The organism is Pseudomonas sp. W2Jun17 (assembly GCF_023127795.1).
Taxonomy (GTDB): Bacteria; Pseudomonadota; Gammaproteobacteria; order Pseudomonadales; family Pseudomonadaceae; genus Aquipseudomonas; species Aquipseudomonas synxantha_A.
Genome location: NZ_SPKO01000007.1, coordinates 450,610 through 471,805, shown reverse-complemented (window position 1 = coordinate 471,805; position 21,196 = coordinate 450,610). Strand labels below are relative to the sequence as shown.

The window sequence follows — 21,196 nt, the reverse complement described above, 5'->3', positions numbered from 1 at the left end:
CTTAGGCGCCCCGTCAAACCACGCTGGCCGGAATTCGACAGGGATTTGGGGGCTAAACCGGCAGGGATGCCGGTTTAGCCGCCCCGCGCCATGGACGGCGCGTGGCGGCGGCCTCCCAAATCCATGTCGGATTACGGGCACACCGAGCCTAAGCGAGGTGCCGAGTGGTGGGGCAAGAGCCCTTTTGGTTACTTTTGGCTGGGCCGGCATTCCGGGCTCTTTTCCAAAAGTGACCCGCTGTAAAAGCGGAACCAATAGCAACCGTTACCGCAGCAATGGATATGTACTCGGTCTGATCCAAGATCCGGTCGACTACAAGACCGCCATCGGGAGCAAGCCCCCCTCCCACATTTGAACTGCGGCCCATCAGTTGGATCTCCCTAGGCACACGTACCACCCATCCCACTTACGCATTCTGTGGATCCCCCCTCAAAAGCGTTGATAAACCCGAGCATCCGCTCAGCTATACTCCCCTCCATTTGAATGCCCCTGCGAGGAATTACTGTGAAGAACTGGACCCTGCGCCAAAGGATTTTGGCGAGCTTTGCGGTAATTATCGCCATCATGCTGCTGATGGTGGTGCTCTCCTATTCGCGCTTGCTCAAGATCGAAGCCAGCGAAAACTCCGTGCGCGACGACGCCGTGCCCGGCGTGTTTTTCAGTTCGATGATCCGCAGTGCCTGGGTCGACAGCTACCTGCAAACCCAGGAACTGGTCGGGATCCACGAAAACCAGGGCATTTCCGATGAAGACAAGCAGGACTACAAGTCATTCGAAGCGCGGCTTGAGCAGCACATGGCCAGTTACGCGGGTACGATCAATATCACCCAGGATCGCACCGAATTCGATGCCTTCGAAAAACTGCACCAGAACTACAACGCCATTCTTGCCCAGGTCCTGGCGGCTCATCAGAGCAACAACCCGGCCGAGGCGCTGAGGCTGTTCAACGAGCAACTGACCCCCGCCTGGACCGCAGGCCGCATGAAGCTCAACGACATCATCAATGAGAACAAACAGGTCGCCGACAATGCCACCGCTGCCATCGATGATGCCGTAGCAGCGGCAAAGGTCAGCATGGGCGTCTCGCTGCTGCTGGCGATTCTCGCCGCGGCGCTGTGCGGCCTGTTGCTGATGCGCGCGATCATGGCGCCGATGCAGCGTATCGTGCAGATCCTCGAAGTCATGCGTACCGGCGACCTGAGCAAGCGCCTGAACCTGGAGCGCAAGGACGAATTCAACGCGGTCGAAACCGGCTTCAACGACATGATGACCGAGCTGACTGCCCTGGTGTCCCAGGCGCAGCGTTCGTCGGTGCAGGTCACCACCTCGGTCACCGAGATCGCCGCGACCTCCAAGCAGCAACAGGCCACCGCCACGGAAACCGCAGCCACCACCACGGAAATCGGCGCCACCTCCCGCGAGATTGCGGCCACGTCCAAGGACCTGGTGCGTACCATGACCGAAGTGTCCACCGCCGCCGACCAGGCCTCGATGGCCGCCGGTTCCGGCCAGCAGGGCCTGGCACGCATGGAAGAGACCATGCACTCGGTGATGGGCGCCGCCGACCTGGTCAACGCCAAGCTGGCGATCCTCAATGAGAAGGCCGGCAACATCAACCAGGTGGTGGTGACCATCGTCAAGGTGGCTGACCAGACCAATCTGTTGTCTCTCAATGCCGCCATCGAGGCGGAGAAAGCTGGTGAGTACGGTCGCGGCTTTGCCGTGGTGGCCACCGAAGTGCGCCGCCTGGCCGACCAGACTGCCGTGGCAACCTACGACATCGAGCAAATGGTGCGTGAGATCCAGTCAGCGGTGTCGGCGGGCGTGATGGGCATGGACAAGTTCTCCGAGGAAGTCCGCCGGGGTATGTTCGAAGTGCAGCAAGTGGGCGAGCAACTGTCGCAGATCATCCACCAGGTACAGGCCCTAGCGCCGCGGGTGTTGATGGTCAACGAAGGCATGCAGGCCCAGGCCACCGGCGCCGAACAGATCAACCACGCGCTGGTGCAATTGGGCGATGCCAGCAGCCAGACCGTCGAATCCCTGCGTCAGGCCAGCTTTGCCATTGATGAGCTGAGCCAGGTCGCGGTGGGTCTGCGCAGTGGCGTGTCGCGTTTCAAAGTCTGATGAGCGATCTCGCGGCTAAACGCGTCGCCGTCCCGGCAGCGAAAACGGCGTTGTTCCTGGTGTTTCGCATCGGCAACGAACGCTTTGCCCTCAAGGCCACCGAAGTGGCGGAGGTGCTGCCGCGCCTGCCGCTCAAACCCATCGCCCATGCGCCACTGTGGGTGGCGGGTATTTTTGCGCATCGCGGTACGCTGGTGCCGGTAATCGATGTCAGTGCCCTGACGTTCGGCACCCCGGCCCAGGCTCGCACCAGCACGCGGCTGGTGCTGGTCAACTACCAGCCGCAACCCTGGAGTGAAGCGCGTGGGCTGGGGCTGATCCTGGAGCAGGCCACCGACACCCTGCGTTGCGACCCCGCCGAGTTCCAGCCTTATGGCGTGGACAACCAGCAGGCGCCCTACCTGGGGCCGGTACGCGAGGATGCACAGGGCTTGATGCAGTGGATTGGCATTGCCGAACTGCTGAGCGCTGAAGTACGCGCCTTGCTGTTTTGCGCCGAGTTAAGCCTATGAGCAGTGACCCGCGTTTTTCGGCGTTCTTGAAAGAACGCATCGGCCTGGACGTTGCCTCGGTGGGCGAGGCGATCATCGAGCGTGCGGTGCGCCAGCGCTGCCAAGCCTCCCAGGCGCAGTCGACGGAGGCCTACTGGCAGCTCCTGCAACATTCCCACGACGAGCAGCAGGCACTGATCGAAGCGGTGATCGTTCCCGAGACCTGGTTTTTCCGCTATCCCGAATCCTTCGCGACCTTGGCTCGCCTGGCCCTGCTGCGCCTGGCCGAGATCAAGCAGATGCGCGCGCTGCGCATCCTCAGCCTGCCGTGTTCGACTGGCGAAGAGCCCTATTCGATTGCCATGGCCTTGTTGGATGCGGGCCTGGCGCCCCATCAGTTCAAGGTTCAGGGGATGGACGTCAGCCCGCTGTCGGTGGAACGTGCCCGGCGCGGTGTGTACGGCAAGAACTCGTTTCGCGGGGCCGATCTCGAATTTCGCGACCGCCACTTCACAGAAGAAACGGGCGGTTACCGCATCGCCGACCGGGTGCGCGAGCAAGTGCGTCTGCAAGTGGGCAACTTGCTCGACCCGACACTGCTGGCCAACGAGCCGACCTACGATTTTGTGTTCTGCCGCAACCTATTGATCTACTTCGACCAGCCGACCCAGAAGCAAGTCTTTGATGTGCTCAAGGAACTGACTCATGTGGACGGTGTGCTGTTTATCGGCCCGGCCGAGGGCAGCCTGCTGGGGCGCCATGGCATGCGTTCGATTGGCGTGCCGCAATCCTTTGCCTTCAGTCGACACATAGAGCAGACCCCGCCGCCGGTATTCGTGCCGATGCCTGCGCCAGCACCGCAGCGCAGTGCAGCACCGATACCACTCAAGCCGCGTCCGTTCAGCACGGTCAGCACTCAGGTGCCGCCGGTCAAGGTGCCCCACACCGACGCAGGGGATTTGCTCGGCCAGATCGCGACCCTGGCCAATGAAGGCAAAAGTGCCGAGGCCCGGGCCGCCTGTGAGCGTTATTTAAGCAGCCACCCGCCGGTTGCCCAGGTGTTCTACTGGTTGGGGTTGCTCAGCGATGTGGCGGGCAGCGCCCTGGAAGCCCAGGGGTATTACCGAAAAGCCTTGTACTTGGAACCGCAGCATTCGCAGGCCTTGATGCATCTGGCTGCGTTGCTCGAGTCCCAGGGCGACAGTGCGGGAGCGCGCCGGCTACAAGCCCGCGCCGCTCGTAGCGAGCGAGCACACAGTGAGTCCGAACGATGAACAGCCCTGACGCGCTCGACACCGCAGGCCTGGACCTGACGCTGACCGATACCCAAGCCATCGATGACTGCTGGAACCGTATCGGCATTCATGGCGACAGGTCCTGCCCACTGCTGGACGAGCATATTCACTGCCGCAACTGCTCGGTGTATTCCGCCGCCGCCACGCGCCTGCTCGACCGCTATGCCCTGCAGCAGGATGATCAGCGCCCGCAGGCCGCCGCCGAAGCGGGTAGCGAGGTGGTCACCCGTTCGCTGTTGATGTTCCGCCTCGGTGAAGAATGGCTCGGTATCGCCACCCGCTGCCTGGTGGAAGTGGCGCCATTGCAACCGATCCACTCCTTGCCGCACCAGCGTTCCCGTGCGCTGCTGGGGGTGGCCAACGTGCGGGGTGCGCTGGTGGCGTGCCTGTCGCTGGTGGAACTGCTGGGCCTGGACAGCACCAGCAGCGTGCCCAGTGGCGGGCGGATCATGCCGCGCATGTTGATCATTGCCGCCCAGGACGGTCCGATCGTCGTGCCGGTGGATGAGGTGGATGGCATTCATGCCATCGATGAGCGCACCTTGAACGCGGCCTCGGCCTCCGGTACCCAGGCCAGCGCACGCTATACCCAAGGTGTGTTGCAGTTCAAAGGCCGCAGCCTGCGCTGGCTGGACGAAACGCAATTGTTGTCCGCCGTGACCCGGAGCCTCGCATGACCCCCGATCAGATGCGTGATGCCTCGCTGTTGGAGCTGTTCAGCCTGGAGGCCGATGCGCAAACCCAGGTATTGAGCGCCGGCCTGCTGGCCCTGGAGCGCAACCCGACGCAGGCGGATCAACTTGAAGCCTGTATGCGCGCCGCACATTCGCTCAAGGGAGCGGCGCGGATTGTTGGCGTGGATGCCGGGGTCAGCGTGGCCCACGTCATGGAGGACTGCCTGGTCAGCGCCCAGGAAGGTCGTCTGTACCTGCAACCGGAACATATTGATGCGTTGTTGCAAGGCACTGACCTGCTGATGCGTATCGCCACGCCAGGCAACAGCGTGGGGCCGTTGGATATCCAGGCGTACGTGGCGTTGATGGAGCGTCTGCTTGACCCGGCGCAGCCACCCGCTACGCCTGCGCCAAAAGCTGAGCCCGAGCCTGCTCCGGCGCCTATCGTTGAAGCATTGCCGCAAGAGCCAGAGGTTGCACCGCCCGTCAGCAGTGAGCCACCGCGTCAGAACAAGCGCATCACCGAGGGTGGCGAGCGCGTGCTGCGGGTCACCGCCGAGCGCTTGAACAGCCTGTTGGACCTGTCGAGCAAGTCCCTGGTGGAAACCCAGCGGCTCAAGCCTCACCTGGCCAGTATGCAACGCCTCAAGCGCATTCAAAGCAACAGCCTGCGCGCCCTCGATACCCTGGACGGTCACCTCAAGCACCTGGATTTGAATCTTGAGACTCAGGAAGCCCTGGCCGATACCCGCCGCTTGTTGAGCGAAGCTCAGGCACTGCTGGCGGATAAAAACGCGGAACTTGACGAGTACGCCTGGCAGGCAGGCCAGCGCGCCCAGGTGCTATACGACACCGCGCTGGCCTGCCGCATGCGACCGTTTGCCGACGTGCTGGCGGGGCAGGTGCGCATGGTGCGTGACCTCGGTCGCAGCCTGGGCAAGCAAGTGCGCCTGGAAATCGAAGGCGAAAAGACCCAGGTCGATCGAGACGTCCTGGAAAAACTTGAAGCACCGCTCACTCATTTACTGCGCAATGCTGTCGACCACGGCATCGAAACGCCCGAGCAGCGGCTGCTGGCAGGCAAACCGGCGGAAGGCCTGATCCGCCTGCGTGCGTCCCATCAAGCCGGGTTGCTGGTACTGGAATTGAGCGACGACGGCAACGGTGTCGACCTGGAGCGGCTGCGCGGCACCATTGTCGAACGTAATCTGTCGCCGGTGGAAACTGCCCTGCGCCTGAGCGAAGAGGAATTGCTGACGTTCCTGTTCCTGCCGGGGTTCAGCTTGCGCGACAAGGTCACCGAGGTGTCCGGTCGTGGCGTTGGCCTGGATGCGGTGCAGCACATGGTTCGCCAACTGCGTGGCGCGGTGGTACTGGAGCAGACGGCGGGGCAGGGCAGTCGCTTCCATCTGGAAGTGCCGTTGACCTTGTCGGTGGTGCGCAGCCTGGTGGTGGACGTGGGCGAAGAAGCCTATGCCTTCCCCCTGGCCCACATTGAACGCATGTGTGACCTGGCTCCCGACGACATTGTGCAACTGGAAGGCCGCCAGCATTTCTGGCTCGAGGGCCGGCATGTGGGCCTGGTTGCCGCCAGCCAGTTGCTGCAGCGCCCACCGGGGCAGAGTCCTTCGCAAACCCTGAAAGTCGTGGTGATCCGCGAGCGCGATGCCGTGTACGGGATTGCCGTGGAGCGCTTTATCGGTGAACGCACCCTGGTGGTGTTGCCGCTGGATGATCGTCTGGGCAAGGTCCAGGATATTTCCGCAGGGGCCTTGCTCGATGACGGCTCGGTGGTGTTGATCGTCGATGTCGAAGACATGTTGCGTTCGGTGGATAAATTGCTCAACACCGGCCGCCTGGAACGTATCGCCCGGCGCAGCCAGCAGGCCACCGAAGCACCGCGCAAGCGCGTGCTGGTGGTAGACGACTCGCTGACCGTACGCGAGCTGCAACGCAAATTATTACTCAATCGTGGTTATGAAGTCGCTGTTGCGGTCGATGGCATGGATGGCTGGAACGCATTGCGCTCCGAGGACTTCGACCTGCTTATCACTGATATTGATATGCCTCGCATGGACGGTATTGAATTGGTCACACTTTTGCGTCGTGACAGTCGCCTGCAATCGTTGCCGGTGATGGTGGTTTCCTACAAGGATCGTGAAGAAGACCGACGTCGTGGACTCGACGCGGGCGCCGACTATTATTTAGCCAAAGCCAGTTTCCATGACGACGCCTTGCTCGACGCCGTGGTTGAACTGATTGGAGGCGCCCGGGCATGAGGATTGCGATCGTCAATGACATGCCCCTGGCGATAGAGGCCTTGCGCCGCGCCTTGAGCTTTGAGCCCGCCCACGAGGTGGTGTGGGTGGCCAGCAATGGCCTGGAAGCGGTGCGGCGCTGTGCCGAGCTGACCCCGGACCTGATCCTGATGGACCTGATAATGCCGGTAATGGATGGGGTGGAGGCTACCCGGCAGATCATGGCCGACACGCCTTGCCCTATCGTGATCGTTACTGTCGACCGCCAGGCCAACGTCAGCCGCGTATTCGAAGCCATGGGCCACGGAGCGCTGGATGTGGTGGATACCCCGGCGCTGGGCGTAGGCAACCCCAAGGATGCGGCGGCACCGCTATTGCGCAAGATCCTCAATATCGGTTGGTTGATCGGCCAGCGCGGCACGCGCGTGCGTGCCGAACCCCCACCGCAACGGGTCACCGGCAAGCGTCAACGGCTAGTGGCCATTGGTTCTTCAGCGGGTGGGCCGGCGGCCCTCGAGGTTCTGCTCAAGGGCTTGCCGCGGGATTTTCCCGCCGCCATCGTGCTGGTGCAGCATGTGGACCAGGTCTTCGCCGCCGGCATGGCCGAGTGGCTGAGCAGCGCCTCCGGCCTGCCCGTGCGCCTGGCCTGTGAGGGCGAGCCGCCCCAGGCCGGCGTGGTATTGCTGGCCGGCACCAACCACCATATTCGCTTGTTGAAAAATGGCACGCTAGCCTATACCGCAGAGCCGGTGAACGAGATTTACCGGCCCTCCATCGACGTGTTTTTCGAAAGCGTCGCCAGTTACTGGACCGGTGACGCCGTCGGCGTACTACTGACCGGCATGGGGCGCGACGGGGCTCAAGGCCTCAAGCTGATGCGCGAACAAGGATATTTGACCATCGCCCAGGATCAGCAGAGCTCGGCGGTGTACGGCATGCCCAAAGCGGCGGCGGCGATTGATGCTGCTGTTGAAATTCGCCCACTGGATAGAATTGCGCCCCGATTGCTGGAGGTCTTTGCAAAATGATCGAAAATCTCCCGCCGTGCTGGCTTGCAGGTAGTAATTCAGGTGACTGCACATGAATGATTTACAGCTCGACGACTTCAAGACCGATGAGAACGCCGCCATGGTGCTGCTGGTCGACGATCAGGCCATGATCGGCGAAGCCGTGCGGCGCGGCCTGGCCCATGAAGAAAACATCGACTTCCACTTTTGCGCCGACCCGCACCAGGCGATTGCCCAGGCGATCCGCATCAAGCCGACGGTGATCCTGCAGGACCTGGTAATGCCCGGCCTCGACGGCCTGACCTTGGTGCGTGAATACCGCAATCACCCGGCGACCGCGAATATCCCGATCATCGTGCTGTCCACCAAGGAAGACCCGCTGATCAAGAGTGCGGCCTTCGCGGCCGGCGCCAACGATTACCTGGTCAAGCTGCCCGACAACATCGAACTGGTGGCGCGTATCCGCTATCACTCGCGGTCCTACATGACCCTGTTGCAGCGCGACGCGGCCTACCGTGCGCTACGGGTCAGCCAGCAACAGTTGCTGGATACCAACCTGGTGCTGCAACGCCTGATGAACTCCGACGGCCTGACCGGGCTGTCCAACCGCCGCCACTTCGACGAATACCTGGAATTGGAGTGGCGCCGTGCCATGCGCGACCAGACCCAACTGTCGCTGCTGATGATCGACGTGGATTTCTTCAAGACCTACAACGACAGCTTCGGCCATGTCGAAGGCGATGAAGCCTTGCGCAAAGTCGCCGCCGCTATCCGCGACGCCAGCAGCCGCCCTTCGGACTTGCCGGCGCGCTACGGCGGAGAAGAATTTGCCCTGGTCCTGCCCAACACCTCGCCGGGCGGTGCGCGCCTGGTGGCAGAAAAACTGCGTATGGCGGTGGCGGCCCTGAAAATCCCGCACATTGCCCCGGCAGAAGGGGCGAGCCTGACCATCAGCATTGGCCTGTCGACCTTGACGCCGGTGCAGGGCACGGACTGCCGGCAGTTGATCATGGCGGCGGACAAGGGGCTGTATACGGCCAAGCATAATGGGCGTAATCAGGTTGGTATCGAGTAATCCCAAGCGCCGCGCACCCTATGTGGGAGCTGGCTTGCCTGCGATAGCGGCGCATCTGTCACAGAAGTACCGACTGATACACCGATATCGCAGGCAAGCCAGCTCCCACATTTGATCGCTATCTGGCTATGGATCCTGTACAAACCCCCGCCTTTTCGGCCAAGCGGGCTGCCGTTCCCAGCCGTTTGCCGTTATACTCGCCGGCTTTCAAAAGTTCGCCAACGAGTGCTGCCCGCCATGGAAATCAACCCGATCCTTAACACCATCAAGGACCTGTCCGAGCGCTCCGAAACTATTCGGGGGTATCTTTGACTACGATCAAAAGCATGAGCGTCTGACCGAGGTCAACCGCGAGCTTGAAGATCCGAGTGTCTGGAACAAACCTGAATACGCCCAGGAACTGGGGCGCGAGCGCGCTGCGCTGGCGCAGATCGTCGACACCCTCGACGAGCTGAACACCGGTCTGGCCGATTGCCGTGACCTGCTGGACATGGCTGTCGAAGAAAATGATGAAGGCGCAGTGGGCGATGTCGTCGCCGAGCTGGCCCGTCTCGAGGAAAACCTCGCCAAGCTCGAATTCCGCCGCATGTTCAGCCATGAAATGGACCCGAACAACGCCTACCTGGACATCCAGGCCGGTTCCGGCGGCACCGAGGCCCAGGACTGGGCCAACATCCTGCTGCGCATGTACCTGCGCTGGGCCGACAAGCGCGGTTTCGACGCGACCATCATGGAACTGTCCGCCGGTGAAGTCGCCGGTATCAAGGGCGCGACCGTGCATATCAAGGGTGAATACGCCTTTGGCTGGCTGCGTACCGAAATCGGTGTGCACCGCCTGGTGCGCAAGAGCCCGTTCGACTCCGGCAACCGTCGTCACACTTCGTTCTCCGCCGTTTTCGTCTCGCCAGAGATCGACGACAAGGTGGAAATCGAGATCAACCCAGCCGACCTGCGCATCGACACCTACCGTTCCTCCGGTGCCGGTGGTCAGCACGTAAACACCACTGACTCGGCCGTACGTATTACCCACGTACCGACCAACACCGTGGTCAGTTGCCAGAACGAACGTTCCCAGCACGCCAACAAGGATACCGCCATGAAAATGCTGCGGGCCAAGTTGTACGAGCAGGAAATGCAGAAGCGCAACGCCGCTTCCCAGGCGCTGGAAGACACCAAGTCGGATATCGGCTGGGGTCACCAGATCCGTTCGTATGTACTCGATGCGTCGCGGATCAAGGATCTGCGCACCAACATCGAACGCAGCGACTGCGACAAGGTACTCGACGGTGATATCGACGAATACCTGGAAGCCAGCCTGAAATCCGGCCTGTAACACCCCTGTAGGAGCGAGCTTGCTCGCGATCCCCAGCCGAAGGCTGGGGAAAACGTACCTGTGATGGAATTTCAAAAGACATGAGCGACCAACAACTCGACCCGCAAGCCCTGCAACAGGAAGAAAACTCCCTGATCGCCCTGCGCAAGGAAAAGCTTGCTGCCGAGCGCGCCAAGGGTAACGCCTTCCCCAACGACTTCCGCCGCGACAACTACTGCGATGCCTTGCAGAAACAGTACGCGGACAAGACCAAGGAAGAGCTGGCAGAAGCGGCGATCCCGGTCAAGGTGGCAGGTCGCATCATGCTCAACCGTGGCTCGTTCATGGTGATTCAGGACATGACCGGGCGTATCCAGGTTTACGTCAACCGTAAAACCCTCTCGGAAGAAACCCTGGCCTCGGTGAAAACCTGGGACATGGGTGACATCATCGCCGCAGAAGGCACCCTGGCCCGTTCCGGCAAGGGCGACCTGTACGTCGAAATGACCAGCGTGCGCCTGCTGACCAAGTCCTTGCGCCCTCTGCCGGACAAGCACCACGGCCTGACCGACACCGAGCAGCGCTATCGCCAGCGTTACGTTGACCTGATCGTCAACGAAGACGTGCGCCAGACCTTCCGTGTGCGTTCGCAAGTCATTGCCCACATCCGCAGCTTCCTGATGCAGCGTGACTTCCTGGAAGTGGAAACGCCGATGCTGCAAACCATCCCCGGTGGTGCCGCAGCCAAGCCATTTGAAACCCACCACAACGCGCTGGACATGGAAATGTTCCTGCGTATCGCGCCGGAGCTGTACCTCAAGCGTCTGGTGGTCGGCGGGTTTGAGAAGGTGTTCGAGATCAACCGCAACTTCCGTAACGAAGGCGTCTCGACCCGTCACAACCCTGAATTCACCATGTTGGAGTTCTACCAGGCCTACGCCGACTACGAAGACAACATGGACCTGACCGAAGAACTGTTCCGTGAACTGGCGCAGCTTGTTCTGGGGACTACCGACGTGCCGTACGGCGACAAGGTGTTCCACTTCGGCGAGCCGTTCGTGCGTCTGTCGGTGTTCGACTCGATCCTCAAGTACAACCCTGAGCTGACCGCTGACGATCTGAACGACATCGACAAGGCTCGCGCCATCGCCAAGAAAGCCGGCGCCAAGGTGTTGGGCTTTGAAGGCCTGGGCAAATTGCAGGTGATGATTTTCGAAGAGCTGGTCGAGCACAAGCTGGAGCAGCCACACTTCATTACCCAGTACCCGTTCGAAGTGTCGCCGCTGGCGCGTCGCAACGACGACAACCCGAACGTCACTGACCGTTTCGAACTGTTCATCGGCGGCCGCGAAATCGCCAACGCCTACTCCGAGCTTAACGACGCGGAAGATCAGGCCGAGCGCTTCATGGCTCAGGTGGCCGACAAGGACGCCGGCGATGACGAAGCCATGCACTACGACGCCGACTTCGTACGTGCCCTGGAGTACGGCATGCCGCCGACTGCCGGTGAAGGCATCGGCATCGACCGGCTGGTGATGTTGTTGACCAACTCGCCATCGATCCGCGATGTGATCCTGTTCCCGCACATGCGGCCACAAGCGTAACCGTTGCGAAATCCGAAGCCGCCTTTTATAAGGCGGCTTTTTTATGTGGCGTATTCCAGTGTCACTTTTAAAGGAAGAAGTGTGGTGAACCGCGTAATGGCTCAAGAAGGTGCCGCCGGCATTGCTGCTGCCGTGGCTGAAAGCGTTCAGTACCAGGGCCGCAAGGCCAGCCGCCGCGGCAGCGAACAACGCCGCCAGGACATTCTCGATGCGGCCATGCGCATCGTGGTGCGCGAAGGGGTGCGTGCCGTACGCCATCGAGCCGTCGCGGCGGAGGCGGGTGTGCCGTTGTCGGCCACCACCTACTATTTCAAGGATATCGATGACCTGCTCACCGACACCTTCGCCCAATACGTCGAGCGCAGCGCGGCCTTCATGGGCAAACTGTGGGTGCGTAACGAGGGCTTGTTGCGCGAGATGGTTGCCTATGGCGATGGCAGCCCGCAGTCGCGCGCGCAACTGGCCGATGACATTGCCCGGCTGACCGCCGATTACGTGCTGCGCCAACTGACCAACCGCCGCGAATACCTGATGGCCGAGCAGGCGTTTCGACAGGAGGCCCTGCTGAACCCGCGACTGGCTGAACTGGTGCGCTCCCATCAACAGATTCTGTTGCAGGGCACCGGGCAGTTTTTTCAAGTGTTGGGCTCCCGTGAGCCGCAGCAGGATGCCAAGGTGTTGACGGCTATCATCAGTCGGATGGAATATCAGGGCCTGTTGGGCGGCGCAGAGCCTCTGACCGGTGAAGAGATGCTTGAAATCCTCAAGCGTTACATGCACCTGGTATTGGCCTCGGTCTGACAGCATTCGAGCAAAGCCTGACAACGCTCAACGTTTAAAGAGGAAAACACCGGGTGGACGATTACCAGCAGACGATACGCAGCTTGTCCGATCGCATTGTGCTGGCGCAGACACCGATCCGGGTTCTCGACGCAGTAAAGTGGGACGAGAACATCCGCCAGGGATTCCTCAAGGCCAAGGGCAAAGCCATGCCTGCCGTGGACCGCGATTACTACCTGAACCGGCCCCTGTCTTTCGATTCCAGTGCGGTGAAGCTGGAGTTCCAGAACATCGAGCGCGACATCACCCGCCGCCTGGGCCAGTTCAGCCCGGTGGGGCAGATCATGCGGCGCATGTGCCGCGAATACCGCATGGTGGTGCGTATGCTTGAAGCGCGCGGCACCGAGGACTTTGGCCTGATATCCCAGGAACTGTACGGCGCTGCCTCCGATGCGTTCCACGCCGGCGACCCGACCCTGGCAGACCTGGGGCTGATGCTGTCGGACTACCTGAACAATATCGATGGCCGGGGCGATCTGAAGGACGAAGCCAAGACCCTCACCGCCAAGGATGCGGTGAGCCTGCTGCAAACGCGTCTGAACAAAGTGTTTGGCGAGGCAGAAGAGACCATCCGCGTGTTCGAGTCCGACGGTATCGTCGCGGATGCGGCGGCGGGCGCCGACTATATCAAGATCCGCGCCGACGCGATGTTCAACGACCGCGACGTGCGCGCCCTGGAAGTGCATGAAGGGCTGGTGCATGTGGGCACCACGCTCAATGGCCAGAACCAGCCAATCTGCACGTTCCTGTCCAAGGGTCCGCCGTCGTCCACCGTGACCCAGGAGGGCCTGGCGATCCTGATGGAAATCATCACGTTTGCCTCCTATCCCAGCCGCTTGCGTAAATTGACCAACCGTACCCGCGCCATCCATATGGTGGAGGAGGGCGCCGACTTCCTGCAGGTGTTCGAGTTCTTCCGTGAGCAAGGCTTTGAAATGGCCGAAAGCTATGGCAACGCCAGCCGGGTGTTCCGTGGTTCAGTGCCGACCGGTCTGCCGTTTACCAAGGATTTGTCCTACCTCAAGGGCTTTATCATGGTCTACAACTACATCCAGCTCGCCGTGCGCAAAGGCAAGTTGGAACAAGTGCCGCTGCTGTTCTGTGGCAAGACCACCCTGGAAGACATGCGTACCCTGCGCCAACTGGTAGACGAGGGGCTGGTGGTACCGCCCAAGTACCTGCCGGAGCAGTTTCGCGATATGAACGCGCTGGCGGCGTGGATGTGTTTTTCCAACTTCCTCAACCACTTGAGCCTGGATCGGATCGAGGCGGATTACTCCAATATCCTTTAGGTATTTCATTGAAGCAACCGGGTCACCGTGTGGGAGGGGGCTTGCCCCCTCCCACCATTGGATCTTCACAAGACTTCAGGTTTCAACTCACCTACGAGGTTTCAACGGATGAGAATCCTCGGCATTTTATGCCTGCTACTCACATTGAACGGCTGCAGCTCCTTGCTGTTCTATCCCGAGCCTGGCCTGCCCTTCACGCCGGAAAAAGCCCGCCTGCAATACCGCGACGTCACTATCACCACTGCTGACGGCCTCAAGCTCCACGCCTGGTGGTTGCCGGCTAAACCCGGCGTACCTCTGAAGGGAACGGTGCTGCACCTGCACGGCAACGGCGGTAATCTCGCCTGGCACCTGGGCGGCAGTTGGTGGTTGCCGGAGCAAGGCTATCAAGTGCTGTTGCTCGATTATCGCGGCTATGGGCTTTCGCAAGGCAAACCGTCCTTGCCGGCGATCTATCAGGATATAGACGCAGCATTCAGCTGGCTCGACAAAGCTCCTGAAACCCAGGGGCAACCATTGATTGTGCTCGGCCAAAGCCTGGGCGGCGCGCTGGCGGTGCATTACCTGGCGGCCCATCCGGCGCGTCAACCCCAGCTCAAGGCGCTGATACTGGATGGCGTACCCGCCAGTTATCGTGACGTAGGACAATTCGCCCTGAGCACGTCCTGGTTAACCTGGCCGTTGCAGGTGCCCCTGTCGTGGCTGGTGCCCGACGCCGACAGTGCAATCAATGCCATGCCCCAACTGACCGGTGTGCCAAAACTGTTGTTCCACAGCCTGGATGATCCCATCGTGCCAGTGGCCAATGGCATCCGCCTGTATCAAGTGGCCCCTGCGCCAAGGGTGTTGCAACTGACCCGTGGCGGCCATGTGCAGACGTTTGCCGACAAGACCTGGCAAACCGTCATGCTGCGTTACCTGGACGACCCGCAGCACTTCAACGGCCTGCGCCGGCTGGGCGAGATTCCGAATTATCCAATTCCTAAAGTTGATTCATCAGAGAGCCCGCAATGAGTGAAGAACGCAACATGATCCCGCTGATCCTCACCGGCATCGGCACTATCATCGGTACCGTTGGGTGCTTGTGGTATTACGGCTACCTGCACTTCGCCAAGCCGCAAGACGCGTTGCTGCTCAGCGACTTCACCATGCTCAAAACCGTGCCGGGGGAGGATTACAAAATTTCCCTGACCCCTGCCGCGCAGGTGGCGCAGTGCGTTGACGGCGTGTTGGTGATGTTTGATACCGAGCAAAAAGGCTTGAGCGGCGTGCTGGTGAACAACAAGAAGCAGGCCGTGCGTTGCATGGGGCAGGAAACTCCGCAACTGGAGCAGTGAGTCCTAACACCGCCGTTGTATGAAAACGTCCTTCAAGTCTCCTGATTAGTCAGGCGAGGTCTGTCCGAATCTATATAGCCTGGAACCATCTGTACTCGCTTGCCACAGATCGTGGACTGATCAGCTTGTCTGATCAGTGCATTGTATTAACTAATCTGGAGTACGAGTTTATGGACGGTATCGGCGGTTCACTTTCAGTTGGCGCGGGCTATTCAGTTGGCTCCGAGGCACCCTCGCAGGGCCTGGATCAGCTAATTCAGGACATCCGGGATAAAATTCAAGCCAAGCGCGGCGAAGGTTTGCAGGGTTCGGGCGGGGCCCAGGGGGCTGGAGGCGGGGAGAGCCTTGAAGAACTGCTCGAAAAGCTGAAGAAGTTGTTGGAAGAAAGAGCCGCCCTGGAGGCAAAAGACCCAGGTGGCACATCTGGCCAAGGCCAGATTCAGATGGGCGGCGGCGACAGCCCGGGCTCTATCGCGTTTTAATCCCCTGCCTTTGAAAGCCTGCCAGTGATTTGGGGGGGGCATGAGTGTGGCCGGCCCACGGCGTGCCGGTGCCACCACAGTATCTCCTCAAGAAGTCGCCTGGAACTGAATTGCGTAAACCGCCACAAACGGTGGTGTGAGTTCTTTACAGCGGGGCTGGGACGGTGGTGATAAATATTGATGCGATACGCAATATGCTGGCGATGGTCAGGGCGCATCAGGCGTTAGAACGACAAGATGCGCTGGAGCAGGCGCGTAACAAGTCGGCAGGCAGTTCGGCGCAGGGTTGCAAAGACCCCGGCATGATAAAACCGCCTGATGAAGACACAGATCGCCCAATCAATTTTTCCTAGCCAAAAAAAACCCACCGCGAGGTGGGTTTTTTTATCCGGCAACAATCAATCAGTTAGCAACGGAAGACCGTGGCTTGACTGGCTGGTTGTCGTTGGAGATGGTCACTTCAACGCGACGGTTCATGGCACGGCCCGAAACGCTGCCGTTGTCGGCAACTGGATATTCCTTGCCGTAGCCCTGGGTCACGATGCGCGAAATATCCACGCCTTGTTGAGCCAGTGCACGTTGCACGGAAGCTGCGCGACGCTCCGACAGGCTCTGGTTGTACGAGTCGGAACCCGTGCTGTCGGTGTAGCCTTCAACGATCACTTTACGATCCGGGTTATCGCGCAGGAACTGCGCCAGCTTGGTGATGTTCACCAGGCCGCTGGATTTCAGGTCGGACTTGTTGGTGGCGAACAGTACGTCACCGAAAGTCACCAGGGTGCCGCGATCGGTTTGCTTGGCGTTCAAGCTGTTTTGCAGTTGCTTGATTTGCGCGTCGCGGGCGTCCAGCAGGGCGCGGGCACGTTCGTCGCCGGCATTTTTCAGCTTGGCTTCGGATTCGCGCAGGACGATGGTGTCCTTGGCAACTTCAACACGCTGGTTGGTCAGGTAAGCGAGTTGGTCGACTTTCTTCTCGTCTTCGTTGTCGCGGTATGCCTTGTCAGCCTTGTCCAGCCATTCGCTGGCGTCTTTGGTTTCCAGGGCTGCCAGTTTGGTGGCTTGCGGGTTGGTTTGCAGGGCCGAGAAGTTAGTCCGTGCATTTTCCAGGTTCGCGTTCGGCGGGGTGGAGCAGGCCGCCAAGGCAACGCTCATCGCTAGCAGGGCAGGGATCATCAATTGTTTACGCATAGTCGTGTCGTCCTTTCAATTCGATATCAGGTGCGATGCAATCAAGGGGCAGTGGCTTACTTCTGCATGATTGCAGCTGGGCGCATGCCTTCCTTACGCAGTTCTTCAACAGCCTTCTGGGAATCCTTCACAGCCTGTTGAGCCTTGGCAGCCTGGGCTTTACGCTCGGCGACGCGGGCGTCCCATTCGGCTTGTTCAGCCAGCTGACGAGCTTTCTCGTAGTTCTTGTCGTGCATCGCGATTTCAGCTTCTTTGAGCTTGTCCTGAGCCGACTTCATTTCCACGGCTGCAAACTCGGTACCGCCAGCGCTCACGGCGCTGTTAACGGCCGATTGGGTCACGGCGTACTGCTCGGTTGGAGGGTTGCCGGCGCAGCCTGCCAGAACGAAGCTGGTGCCGATTGCCAGCGCGGCCAATTTGAGCCCGCGCAGGTGGTTAAACGAGGATTTGGCGGTGCTGGTGTTCATCGTCTTCAACTCCATTGGATAACTCCTGAAAAACATCAAAATCCATCGTGGCGTATCGGTTGCGGGCCCGGCGGTAAAGCTCATGAGGCCAGTTCAAACGACCGTTCCACAAGTGATGGCTACTGGCTGTGACCTGAGGCTTTTTTCAAAAGTTCAGCGGATATGGCGAATTGCCTGAAAAAATATCTGACTGAGTGGTCAGTGTTCAAAAGATGGAACTTTCGCAGCGCGCAGCGGTACTCCGAGCCTGTAAAAAGCCCGGAATACCTGGGTTGGATTGACGTCAATAAAATGTTTTTCAGTGCTTCTGTTCGTCAGCGCTGGCGGACAAATCATGTAAATAGCGGCGGGACAACGTCAGAAACCGGGGTGTGAGCCCCACGTCTTCATACAGCGGGTCCCCCTCTTCATCGGTGGCAATCACTTGGTCGCCCTTGATATAGGGAAAGCTTTCTTCTAGCTCTTCAAGGGCGGCGCCGATCAGCTCGCCGAGCAGTTCTTCGACGTGGCGCTTGGGGTACATCTCGGCAATGGCGGCCAGCCTTGCGGCAGATTCCACATCCAGATGGATTGCGTACTCAGTCTTGGTCAGGCGACCCTTGGCGGTTTCTTCCCAATGCTGGGCCAGTTCTCGAATTTTCATGGCTACCTCAATAAGCCTGCGTTGGCAGGCGGTGATGAGTGACCAGCCGCCTGCGTGAATAACGCGACGGCTCATGCTTGAGACTAGCTTTAAGCCACAAGGTTTAAAGTCGTTTGCGTTCGGCCTTGTCAGAAACCGACGCCGACGGCACTCTGGAACACCTGCGCGTCCCGGATTTCTGGCTGGAGATTGGCTGATGAGTGATATCGATGCACGCTTGCGTGAGGATGTTCACCTGCTGGGTGAACTGTTGGGCAACACCATTCGAGAGCAGTACGGCGATGACTTTCTCGACAAGATCGAGCAAATCCGCAAAGGCGCCAAGGCTGACCGTCGCGGTGCCGTCTCGGACAAGGCGGCCGGCGACGAACTGAGCGCCAGCTTGAATCAGTTGCAAGAGGACGAGTTGCTGCCTGTTGCCCGGGCCTTCAACCAGTTCCTCAACCTGGCCAACATTGCCGAACAATATCAGCTGATTCATCGGCGCGATGAATCGCAACCGGCGCCTTTTGAGTCCCGGGTGTTGCCGGAGTTGCTGGCGCGCCTGAAAAGCGAAGGGCACAGCCATGAATCCCTGGCCCGGCAGTTGGCACGGTTGGAGATCGAGCTGGTGCTCACCGCCCACCCCACCGAAGTGGCTCGCCGTACCCTGATCCAGAAATACGATGCCATCGCCGCGCAACTGGCCCTCCAGGACCACCGTGACCTTACCAGCGCCGAACGCGAGCAGATCCGCGAACGCTTGCAACGGCTGATCGCCGAAGCCTGGCACACCGAAGAAATCCGCCGCATCCGGCCCACCCCGGTGGACGAAGCCAAGTGGGGCTTTGCGGTGATCGAACATTCGCTGTGGCACGCCATTCCCAATTACCTGCGCAAGGCTGACCAGGCCCTGCACGCTGCTACCGGCTTGCGCCTGCCCCTGGAGGCTGCGCCGATTCGCTTTGCCTCGTGGATGGGCGGCGATCGTGACGGCAACCCCAATGTCACCGCGCCGGTTACCCGCGAGGTGCTGTTGTTGGCGCGCTGGATGGCAGCGGATTTGTACTTGCGCGACATCGATCAGCTGGCCTCCGAGCTGTCGATGCAACAGGCTAGCCCGGCGTTGCAAGCCAAGGTCGGCGACAGCGTCGAACCCTATCGCGCCTTGCTCAAGCAACTGCGCGAACGCCTGCGTGCCACGCGCCAGTGGGCTCACGCTTCGTTGACGGCCAGCACCCCGGCGCCTGCCGAAGTGTTGCAGAACAACCGCGACCTGCTGGACCCACTGGAGTTGTGCTACCAGTCCCTGCATGAATGCGGTATGGGCGTGATCGCCGATGGGCCGCTGCTCGACTGCTTGCGCCGTGCGGTGACCTTCGGGCTGTTCCTGGTGTGCCTGGATGTGCGTCAGGACTCCAGCCGTCACTCGGCGGCCATGACCGAAATCACCGATTACCTGGGCCTGGGGCGTTATGAGGACTGGGATGAGGATGCGCGTATCAGCTTCCTGACCCAGGAACTGACCAATCGGCGGCCATTGCTGCCGGGTTACTTCAAACCCTCGGCGGACACTGCCGAGGTATTGAATACCTGCAAGGAAATCGCCGCCGCACCGGCTGCCTCATTGGGCTCGTATGTTATCTCCATGGCGGGTGCCGCCTCGGATGTGCTGGCGGTGCAGTTGCTGTTGAAAGAGTCGGGCGTACAACGACCGATGCGTGTGGTGCCGTTGTTCGAAACGCTGGCTGACCTGGATAACGCCGGGCCGGTGATGGAGCGGCTGTTGCAACTGCCGGGTTATCGCGCGCGGTTGCAGGGGCCTCAGGAAGTGATGATCGGCTACTCCGACTCGGCCAAGGACGCAGGCACTACCGCCGCCGCCTGGGCGCAATACCGGGCGCAGGAGCGTCTGGTCGATATCTGCCGCGAACAGCAGGTGGAACTGCTGTTGTTCCATGGTCGTGGTGGCACCGTTGGTCGTGGCGGCGGCCCGGCCCACGCGGCGATCCTGTCGCAGCCGCCGGGCTCGGTGGCAGGGCGTTTCCGCACCACGGAACAAGGCGAGATGATCCGCTTCAAATTCGGCCTGCCGGATATCGCCGAGCAGAACCTCAACCTCTACCTGGCCGCCGTGCTGGAAGCGACACTGCTGCCGCCGCCACCACCGGAGCCTGCCTGGCGTCACTTGATGGACGAATTGGCGGCAGACGGTGTCAGCGCTTACCGCGCCGTGGTGCGGGAAAATCCGCAGTTCGTCGAGTATTTTCGCCAGTCCACGCCGGAGCAGGAGTTGGGCCGTTTGCCCCTGGGCAGCCGCCCGGCCAAGCGTCGCGCAGGTGGGATTGAAAGCTTGCGCGCGATCCCGTGGATCTTCGGCTGGACCCAGACGCGCCTGATGCTGCCTGCCTGGCTCGGCTGGGAGGCGGCATTGAGCAAGGCGCTGGAGCGGGGGGAAGGTGAGTTGCTGGCGCAGATGCGTGAACAGTGGCCGTTTTTCCGCACGCGCATCGACATGCTGGAAATGGTGCTGGCCAAGGCCGATGCCGATATCGCCCGTCTTTATGACGAGCGCCTGGTGCAGCCAGACCTGCTGCCATTGGGTGCGCATTTACGCGACCTATTGTCGCAGGCCTGTAATGTGGTGCTTGGCTTGACCGGTCAGTCGCAGTTGCTGGCCCATAGCCCTGACACCCTGGAGTTCATCCGCCTGCGCAACACCTACCTCGACCCGTTGCACCTGTTGCAGGCCGAGTTGCTGGCGCGGTCTCGTCGGCAAGAGGCGGCGCAAGACAGCCCTCTGGAACAGGCGCTGCTGGTGTCCGTGGCCGGTATTGCCGCCGGTTTGCGCAACACCGGTTGAGGTTTCTTGCGTGTTCTCAACGGCTTGCGGATCAACCACGACGACCGCCCTGAAAAGGGCGGTCGTTGTTTGAGGAGGTGGGTTGCGCTCAGGCACACCCTGTCGCTGACGTATGCCGGGTGCGGGTTTCTCCTACTTTTGGCGGCTTGTATGGTGAGGGCCCGCTGTGTATCTTGATCAGCCTTTGGCCGTTTGATCGGCCTGGACCCATATTTTTACGAGATTGGCCCCACGCGGCGAATCCGAGCGTCATCTCTATAAA

Annotated in this window: 18 protein-coding genes; 15 read left to right on the top strand and 3 right to left on the bottom strand. The window is 60.6% G+C overall.

Annotation, left to right across the window (positions count from 1 at the left end; translation table 11 throughout):
- The first annotated feature begins 504 nt into the window (after positions 1-504).
- The 14 genes from E4O98_RS05505 to E4O98_RS05440 all read left to right on the top strand — a co-directional run bounded on the left by E4O98_RS05505 (position 505) and on the right by E4O98_RS05440 (position 15,794).
- Positions 505-2,127 carry a methyl-accepting chemotaxis protein gene (locus E4O98_RS05505; protein WP_248134376.1) on the top strand — a complete coding sequence of 541 codons (1,623 nt, stop codon included), beginning with the start codon at positions 505-507 and terminating at the stop codon, positions 2,125-2,127.
- Positions 2,127-2,639, top strand: coding sequence for a chemotaxis protein CheW (locus tag E4O98_RS05500; protein ID WP_248091045.1), 513 nt, complete (start codon positions 2,127-2,129; stop codon positions 2,637-2,639). Before E4O98_RS05505 ends, E4O98_RS05500 begins: the two co-directional genes overlap by 1 nt.
- Positions 2,636-3,892: a protein-glutamate O-methyltransferase CheR gene (locus E4O98_RS05495; RefSeq protein WP_032877489.1), complete on the top strand. Its 1,257-nt coding sequence runs from the start codon at positions 2,636-2,638 to the stop codon at positions 3,890-3,892. Before E4O98_RS05500 ends, E4O98_RS05495 begins: the two co-directional genes overlap by 4 nt.
- Complete coding sequence (locus E4O98_RS05490) at positions 3,889-4,590, top strand: chemotaxis protein CheW (RefSeq protein WP_032877488.1); 702 nt, start codon at positions 3,889-3,891, stop codon at positions 4,588-4,590. The genes E4O98_RS05495 and E4O98_RS05490 overlap by 4 nt, the downstream gene beginning before the upstream one ends.
- Entirely contained in the window at positions 4,587-6,866 is a 2,280-nt protein-coding gene (locus E4O98_RS05485; protein ID WP_223017658.1) for a hybrid sensor histidine kinase/response regulator, read from the top strand. The genes E4O98_RS05490 and E4O98_RS05485 overlap by 4 nt, the downstream gene beginning before the upstream one ends.
- Complete coding sequence (locus E4O98_RS05480) at positions 6,863-7,873, top strand: chemotaxis response regulator protein-glutamate methylesterase (RefSeq protein ID WP_078820447.1); 1,011 nt, start codon at positions 6,863-6,865, stop codon at positions 7,871-7,873. The genes E4O98_RS05485 and E4O98_RS05480 overlap by 4 nt, the downstream gene beginning before the upstream one ends.
- A 52-nt stretch (positions 7,874-7,925) precedes the next feature.
- The gene (locus E4O98_RS05475; protein ID WP_032877485.1) at positions 7,926-8,927 is read left to right on the top strand and encodes a PleD family two-component system response regulator; all 1,002 of its coding nucleotides are present in this window, start codon (positions 7,926-7,928) and stop codon (positions 8,925-8,927) included.
- A 237-nt stretch (positions 8,928-9,164) separates the two neighbouring features.
- A protein-coding gene (gene prfB / locus E4O98_RS05470; protein WP_098465888.1) for a peptide chain release factor 2 occupies positions 9,165-10,260 on the top strand; the annotation gives its coding sequence in 2 pieces (ribosomal slippage) (positions 9,165-9,236 and positions 9,238-10,260; 1,095 coding nt in all).
- A gap of 80 nt (positions 10,261-10,340) precedes the next feature.
- The gene (lysS, locus tag E4O98_RS05465) at positions 10,341-11,843 is read left to right on the top strand and encodes a lysine--tRNA ligase (protein ID WP_005785507.1); all 1,503 of its coding nucleotides are present in this window, start codon (positions 10,341-10,343) and stop codon (positions 11,841-11,843) included.
- Positions 11,844-11,927: 84 nt separating this feature from the next.
- The gene (locus tag E4O98_RS05460) at positions 11,928-12,644 is read left to right on the top strand and encodes a TetR family transcriptional regulator (protein WP_078820451.1); all 717 of its coding nucleotides are present in this window, start codon (positions 11,928-11,930) and stop codon (positions 12,642-12,644) included.
- Between the two features lie 53 nt (positions 12,645-12,697).
- Positions 12,698-13,975 carry a flavohemoglobin expression-modulating QEGLA motif protein gene (locus E4O98_RS05455; protein WP_005785511.1) on the top strand — a complete coding sequence of 426 codons (1,278 nt, stop codon included), beginning with the start codon at positions 12,698-12,700 and terminating at the stop codon, positions 13,973-13,975.
- 108 nt (positions 13,976-14,083) lie between these two features.
- Positions 14,084-14,989 (top strand): alpha/beta hydrolase, encoded by a 906-nt coding sequence (locus tag E4O98_RS05450; protein WP_032877483.1) that lies wholly within the window; start codon positions 14,084-14,086, stop codon positions 14,987-14,989.
- On the top strand, positions 14,986-15,312 hold the full coding sequence (locus tag E4O98_RS05445) for a hypothetical protein (protein WP_228309417.1): 327 nt from the start codon (positions 14,986-14,988) through the stop codon (positions 15,310-15,312). The genes E4O98_RS05450 and E4O98_RS05445 overlap by 4 nt, the downstream gene beginning before the upstream one ends.
- 170 nt (positions 15,313-15,482) lie before the next feature.
- Positions 15,483-15,794: a hypothetical protein gene (locus E4O98_RS05440; protein WP_228309418.1), complete on the top strand. Its 312-nt coding sequence runs from the start codon at positions 15,483-15,485 to the stop codon at positions 15,792-15,794.
- Between the two features lie 402 nt (positions 15,795-16,196).
- On the opposite strand, the gene E4O98_RS05435 is transcribed toward E4O98_RS05440, so the two are convergent.
- From E4O98_RS05435 to E4O98_RS05425, 3 genes are all read right to left on the bottom strand, one after another.
- On the bottom strand, positions 16,197-16,982 hold the full coding sequence (locus E4O98_RS05435) for an OmpA family protein (protein WP_005785517.1): 786 nt from the start codon (positions 16,980-16,982) through the stop codon (positions 16,197-16,199).
- Between the two features lie 56 nt (positions 16,983-17,038).
- Positions 17,039-17,464: a DUF4398 domain-containing protein gene (locus tag E4O98_RS05430; protein WP_005785519.1), complete on the bottom strand. Its 426-nt coding sequence runs from the start codon at positions 17,462-17,464 to the stop codon at positions 17,039-17,041.
- Positions 17,465-17,747: 283 nt separating this feature from the next.
- Positions 17,748-18,092: a hypothetical protein gene (locus tag E4O98_RS05425; RefSeq protein ID WP_005785520.1), complete on the bottom strand. Its 345-nt coding sequence runs from the start codon at positions 18,090-18,092 to the stop codon at positions 17,748-17,750.
- 196 nt (positions 18,093-18,288) lie between these two features.
- Here E4O98_RS05425 and ppc point away from each other — a divergent pair, with 196 nt between their 5' ends.
- The gene (gene ppc, locus E4O98_RS05420; RefSeq protein ID WP_248134373.1) at positions 18,289-20,934 is read left to right on the top strand and encodes a phosphoenolpyruvate carboxylase; all 2,646 of its coding nucleotides are present in this window, start codon (positions 18,289-18,291) and stop codon (positions 20,932-20,934) included.
- Positions 20,935-21,196: the final 262 nt, after the last annotated feature.